This window comes from Pseudoalteromonas sp. 19-MNA-CIBAN-0066 (assembly GCF_040308705.1).
GTDB classification, from domain to species: Bacteria; Pseudomonadota; Gammaproteobacteria; order Enterobacterales; family Alteromonadaceae; genus Pseudoalteromonas; species Pseudoalteromonas nigrifaciens.
On record NZ_JBEONZ010000038.1, the window covers coordinates 23,487 to 29,827 of the forward strand.

Annotated in this window: 7 protein-coding genes and 1 tRNA gene; 6 read left to right on the forward strand and 2 right to left on the reverse strand. The window is 41.9% G+C overall.

The genetic code is table 11. The features are described 5' to 3' along the window. The 4 genes from thiS to AAEZ18_RS15965 are packed head-to-tail and all read left to right on the forward strand — an operon-like array spanning position 1 to position 3,299. Positions 1-195, forward strand: coding sequence for a sulfur carrier protein ThiS (gene thiS / locus AAEZ18_RS15950; RefSeq protein WP_011327191.1), 195 nt, complete (start codon positions 1-3; stop codon positions 193-195). Between the two features lie 5 nt (positions 196-200). After that, positions 201-992 carry a thiazole synthase gene (locus AAEZ18_RS15955; RefSeq protein WP_089367753.1) on the forward strand — a complete coding sequence of 264 codons (792 nt, stop codon included), beginning with the start codon at positions 201-203 and terminating at the stop codon, positions 990-992. 11 nt (positions 993-1,003) lie between these two features. After that, positions 1,004-2,530 (forward strand): thiamine phosphate synthase, encoded by a 1,527-nt coding sequence (gene thiE / locus AAEZ18_RS15960; RefSeq protein WP_089367754.1) that lies wholly within the window; start codon positions 1,004-1,006, stop codon positions 2,528-2,530. 22 nt (positions 2,531-2,552) lie between these two features. Beyond that, entirely contained in the window at positions 2,553-3,299 is a 747-nt protein-coding gene (locus AAEZ18_RS15965) for a HesA/MoeB/ThiF family protein (RefSeq protein WP_086993126.1), read from the forward strand. Positions 3,300-3,487: 188 nt separating this feature from the next. Here the strand turns inward: AAEZ18_RS15965 and asd are convergent, their stop codons facing one another. After that, positions 3,488-4,354 (reverse strand): archaetidylserine decarboxylase, encoded by an 867-nt coding sequence (asd, locus tag AAEZ18_RS15970; RefSeq protein ID WP_041454339.1) that lies wholly within the window; start codon positions 4,352-4,354, stop codon positions 3,488-3,490. 15 nt (positions 4,355-4,369) lie between these two features. After that, complete coding sequence (rsgA, locus tag AAEZ18_RS15975; RefSeq protein ID WP_011327196.1) at positions 4,370-5,428, reverse strand: small ribosomal subunit biogenesis GTPase RsgA; 1,059 nt, start codon at positions 5,426-5,428, stop codon at positions 4,370-4,372. A 121-nt stretch (positions 5,429-5,549) separates the two neighbouring features. Between rsgA and orn the strand changes: the two genes are divergently transcribed. Together orn and AAEZ18_RS15985 are read left to right on the forward strand one after the other, a co-directional pair. Then, complete coding sequence (gene orn, locus AAEZ18_RS15980; protein ID WP_058372577.1) at positions 5,550-6,095, forward strand: oligoribonuclease; 546 nt, start codon at positions 5,550-5,552, stop codon at positions 6,093-6,095. Positions 6,096-6,269: 174 nt separating this feature from the next. Continuing rightward, positions 6,270-6,341: transfer RNA gene (locus tag AAEZ18_RS15985), tRNA-Gly, on the forward strand.

Below are 6,341 nucleotides of genomic sequence, written 5' to 3' on the forward strand. Positions count from 1 at the left end.
ATGAACATAACAATTAATGGTGAGTTAATAGCTATTAGCAGTAATAAGCTCATTAACTGTTTGCAAGATTTTGGTGGTGTTGCGCCATTTGCGGTGGCGATTAATGGTGAGTTTATACCGCAAAGCCAGCATAGCGATTATCAATTAACTGAGGGTGATAGTATTGAGCTGCTCTCGCCGATTCAGGGCGGATAACAGCTATGCTAAATAATGACTATTTAACTATTTATGGTGAGCAAATAAAAAGCCGATTACTAATAGGCTCGGCGCTTTACCCGTCGCCTGCAGTGATGAATGAATCGATTGTTGCATCGGGCGCTGAAATAGTCACGGTGTCGCTTAGGCGTCAGCAAAGTGCGGCTGCGGGTGATGATTTTTGGCAGTTAATAAAAAATACTGGGCTTAAAATTTTACCAAATACAGCAGGGTGTCATAGTGTTAAAGAGGCCATTACGCTTGCTAAAATGTGCCGTGAAGTGTTTGCTACCGATTGGATTAAGCTTGAACTGATAGGGGACGATTACAACTTGCAGCCCGATCCATTTGCACTGCTTGAGGCAACTAAAATACTGATTGATGATGGTTTTAAAGTACTGCCATATTGCACAGACGATTTAGTGCTGTGCCAGCGTTTAAATGCTTTAGGCTGTGAAGTATTAATGCCATGGGGTGCACCCATTGGTACAGGTAAAGGCTTGTTAAACAGTTATAATTTAAAAACAATCAGAGAGCGCTTACCAGAGACAACATTAATAGTGGATGCTGGTTTAGGTTTGCCCTCGCATGCCTGCCAAGCACTTGAACTAGGGTATGATGCAGTATTATTAAATTCGGCGATTGCTGGAGCGGGTTGCCCTATAACCATGAGCCGAGCATTTAAAGCCGCGGTAGAGGCTGGACGTTTTGCATATAACGCCAAAGCAATGCCTGAAAAAGACGTTGCAGCCCCTTCAACCCCGACTATGGGTATGCCATTTTGGCATCAAGAATAAGTGAGACGAATATGAATAACGTAGTATGGACGATTGCCGGCTCAGACTCAGGCGGTGGCGCAGGTATTCAAGCCGATATAAAAGCAATGCAAAGTTTTGGTGTGCATGGGTGCACTGCTATTACAGCACTGACTGCGCAAAATAGTTTAGGTGTTGAGGCAATTAATGCCGTATCAACCGATATTATTGAATCGCAGCTTTTGGCACTCGAAAAAGATATGAAAGCCAAAGTAATTAAAATAGGCATGCTGGCAAATGTGCAGCAAATTCAATTGATCAGTGAACATATAAGCCACTACAAAGCCAAATGGCCAGTGTCCCCTGTTATTGTTTACGACCCAGTAGCTATTGCTACTAGCGGCGATTTATTAACAGAGGAAGACACAGTAAGTGCGATTAAAGAATGCTTATTACCGCTGGTGGATGTAATAACCCCAAATACGCACGAAACTCAGTTATTAACTGGCGTGTACTTAATTGGCCCCGCAGCAATAAAAGAAGCTGCCAATAAGTTATTAAGCTGGGGCGCAAAAGCCGTGGTTATAAAAGGCGGACATTGGGATTATCCAAGCGGCTACTGTATAGATTACTGCATAAATAATTTCACTCAAAAAGGCGAAGAATACTGGCTGGGAAATGAAAAAATTCAAACGCCACATAACCATGGTACAGGCTGCAGTATGGCCTCGGTTATTGCTGCTTGCTTAGCAAAAGACTACCCGTTAAAAGATGCGTTTATTTTAGCTAAAGCTTATATTAATCAAGGATTGAAAGTAGCGGTGCGCTACGGAGAAGGAATTGGCCCAGTAGCACAAACCTCATTTCCAACCAACTTAGCCGATTACCCCCAAGTAATAGAAGCGGGCAGTTGGTTAGGTGATGAACTCGATTTTGACGTTCCGCTTGATTTTAATATGGCTGCAGATTTTGCACCCTGCGAAAGTAAATCATTAGGTTTATACGCAGTGGTTGATAGTGTTGACTGGCTAGAAAAGTGCTTACAACAGGGCGTTAAAACTGCGCAGTTACGAGTTAAAAATAAAGACGATGCACAACTTGACGAATTAGTGGCAAAAGCGGTGGCACTGGGGGAGCAATATAATGCGCAGGTATTTATAAACGACTATTGGCAACTTGCAATTAAGCATGGTGCATATGGTGTGCATTTAGGCCAACAAGATCTAGAAAACACTAATTTAGCGGCGATTAAAAATGCAGGGCTTAGGCTCGGGCTTTCTACACATGGCTTCTATGAAATGCTCCGCGCACATAATTACCGCCCAAGTTATTTGGCATTTGGCGCTATTTATCCTACCACTACCAAAGATATGACAGGGCAAATACAGGGACTAGAAAAGTTATTTAAATTTGTCCCCTTAATGCAAAGCTACCCAACAGTGGCAATTGGCGGTATAGATTTAAAGCGTGCCAGCCAAGTTGCCAAAACAGGCGTTGGTAGTGTGGCTGTGGTACGTGCAATTAGCGAAGCTGATGATTATGTGCAGGCAATAAGTGCGTTACAAGCGGCAATAAATTAAAGTGGGCCAGGTTAATAGCCAAATGAATGAACTTAGCGATAAAGAAATGCTGCGCTATAGTCGCCATATATTGCTTAAAGAAGTGGGACTTGCAGGACAGTTAAAGCTTAAGTCGGCAAGTGTTGCAGTAGTAGGTGCGGGTGGCTTAGGCAGCCCCGCATTGCTGTATTTAGCTGCTGCGGGTATTGGTAAGCTTATTTTAATTGATGATGATGCGGTTGAGCTTTCGAACTTACAGCGCCAAGTGCTTTATAAAGTAAATCACTTAGGGCAAAAAAAGGTGGTTGCAGCAGGTAAAGTGCTTGCAAGTCTGAATAACCAAATCACTATAATTACTCACGCTGAAAAGCTTACTCAAGATAATAGCGCAGCATTACTCAATAATGCGGATATTGTGTTGGATTGCAGTGATAACTTTACCACTCGTTACAGTGTTAATCGCTTTTGTGTACAGCATAAAACCCCATTAATCTCCGGTGCGGCACTGGCAACAAAAGGGCAGCTGATTAGCTTAGACTTAAGAAATGCTAATAGCCCGTGTTATGGCTGTATTTTTCCACAAAGCGATATTGCGCCGCTTATCAATTGTGATAACGCCGGAGTAATTAGTCCGCTGTTAGGTATTATCGGCTCAATGCAGGCGCAGCTGACACTCAATATGTTATTAGGTCATTCTAGCGATTGTGTGTTTATGAGTATTAATGCACTCACTTTGCAGCAGCAACAATTTAAAGTGGTGAAAGATATCGACTGTAAGGAGTGTAGGTAAAGCCACGGTTTCAGGTGTTAGGTATCAGGCAGAGATCAGCCAAACTCGGTATTTAAGCAAACTGTAGGCGAGTTATTTTCCACCGCGATTGAATTTATAAACTCACTGAAAAATAAAAACCCCGCGTTTATTACCATAAACGCGGGGTTTTTTTACCTGATATCTATATCGATATCGATATCTATATCTTAATCATCAATTTTGGCAAACGGGGTGCCTAAGCGGGTCACTGTTTCAGGAAGTTGATCATCAAGAATATCCGCTTTGTCGTCGCCCCAAGCAAGTACCACGGTAGAGCCAAGTTTAAAGCGGCCCATTTCTTCACCTTTTTTAAGGCTAATAGCGTTTTCGCCCTTGGTTGGGTAGTTCCAGCTAAATACATCGCTACCAGCTGGTGGTGTTACTGTACCCGCCCAAATAGTTTCAATGCTGGCAACAATAGTTGCGCCAACCAGTACCATAGCAAGTGGGCCTATTTCAGTTTCAAAAATAGCAACCACACGTTCGTTACGTGCAAACAAGTTAGGTACGTTTTGCGCAGTCAGCGGATTTACTGAAAATAAATCGCCTGGTACGTAAATCATTTTACTTAATGTGCCATCAATTGGCATATGAATACGGTGGTAGTCTTTTGGCGCTAAATAAATAGTTGCAAACTTACCGCCTAAAAATGGGGTTGTATCGTCTTTATTACCACCAAGTAGTGCTTGTAGGCTGTAATCGTGACCTTTAGCTTGAATTAGTTGGCCGTCAACAATATCGCCTAATTGGCTAATTGCGCCATCTACTGGATGAATAATAATGTCGCTGTCTGCAACTATTGGGCGTGCGCCATCTTTTAACGGACGGGTGAAAAACTCGTTAAAGCTTTCATAATGAGCAGGATCTGGGTGTTTAGCTTCACTCATATCTACTTTGTATTGCTTAATAAACAGTTTAATTAACGTGGTTGTTAACACACCCGCTTTAGCAGCGGCTAGTTTTCCTACTACGCGTGAAATAAAGTGTTTTGGCATTGCGTACTGCATTGCGATTTTAAATTTATCTAAACTCACTGGTTTTTTCCTAAATTATACGCGAGGCGCGCGAGAGCCTGCACGGCCATCGGCCATTGTTTCTAAAATTCTGTGGTAGCTGTCAAAGCGCAATTGCGAAATTTTGCCATCAGCTACGGCTTCTTTAATTATACAGCCCGGATCGTTTAAATGTTTACAGTCTCTAAATCGACACCCGCCTATAAATTCTCTAAATTCTTTAAAGCACCAAGTTACACGATCAACTTCTAAGTGCCATAAACCAAATTCACGTATACCTGGTGAATCTATTAAGTTACCGCCGCTTGGTAAATGATGTAGGCGAGATACCGTGGTGGTATGTTGGCCTAAACCACTGTTTTCAGAAACTTCTTTAGTTAAAATTTCAGCATCTGGAAGTACGGTATTAACTAAAGTAGATTTACCTACGCCACTTTGACCAACAAAAATATTGTTTTTTCCAACGAGTACATCTTTTAATTCGTCAATGCCATCGGTACTTATATTACTAACCAATAAAACTTTGTAGTCGAGCTTGCGGTATACATCGAGTACTTTTTGTATTTCACTAAGACCTTGCGCATCGATTAAATCTATTTTATTTAGTACTAAAATAGGCTCTATACCCATATCTTCGCAGGCTATTAAATAACGGTCGATAATACTTGGGGTAAATTCGGGTAGTACTGCTGACACCATTAATATTTGGTCAATATTAGCAGCTATTACTTTTACACCGTCGTAAAAATCAGGGCGAGTAAGTTGTGAGCGACGCTCTTGCGTGGCTTCAATTACACCAGCTAAATCGCCTTCGCTTACTTTAGCGCGGCGAAACAGTACTTCATCCCCACACACTAAATTAGACACAGTACGGCGTATATTACAGCGTAGTACTTCGCCGCTTTCAACTTCCACATCAGCATGTTGACCAAAACGACTGATCACAATAGCGCTTTCTACTTGGCCTAAATTATCAGTTTGCCATTCTTGCGCACCTTTTTTAGCAGGCCTTGCATCGGCACTGCTTATACGCTTTTGATGATTAGCCTTGATCTGACGAGACTGGCCTTTACTTAATTTTTTTTGTTTTGCCACAGGAGGCCTATAACCTTAGTTAAATGTCGACTTAGCTAAAAAATGCTTTAGCTCGACGTATGATGCTAATATGATATATCGAAATGCGCTGGATCTAAAGGAAAGCACCGCTTAGGTAATTATGAATATTAATAAATCAAACTTAATTTGGCTCGATCTTGAAATGACCGGACTCGAACCAGAGACCGATAAAATACTCGAAATTGCGACCGTTGTCACTGATGCTGATTTGAATATATTAGCTGAAGGACCAACTATTGCCATTCATCAAAGTAATGAGTTACTTGATAGTATGGATGAGTGGTGCACCACTCAGCATGGAAAATCGGGTTTAACAGCACGCTGCAAGGCAAGTACTTACGACGAAGCCTATGCGGTTGAGCAAACAATAGCCTTTTTAAAACAATGGGTACCTGCAGGTGCATCACCGATGTGTGGTAACTCCATAGGGCAAGATCGTCGCTTTATGAATAAATATATGCGCGAATTGGAAGACTTTTTTCACTATCGTAATCTAGATGTAAGCACAATTAAAGAGCTCGCGCGTCGCTGGAAACCAGAGGTACTTGCACAAGTGAATAAAAAAGGCTCACATCTTGCGCTAGACGACATTAAAGATTCGATTATGGAATTAAAGGTCTATAGAGAAAAATTCTTTAATTTATAAAAAACACTTGCAAACACACTGTATTATTGTAGAATCCTGCCCCGCTCAAGACGATAACCCACGCGGGGTTAGTGTGTTTGAGTTGTTTAAATATAAAGCAATACTAGCTCAGTTGCTAGAATGTTGAACGCGACTTGTCGCGCACCAACGTAAAATAACTAAAGAAATAAAAATGCGGCACTAGCTCAGTTGGTAGAGCGCGACCTTGCCAAGGTCGAGGTCACGAGTTCGAGCCTCGTGTGCCGC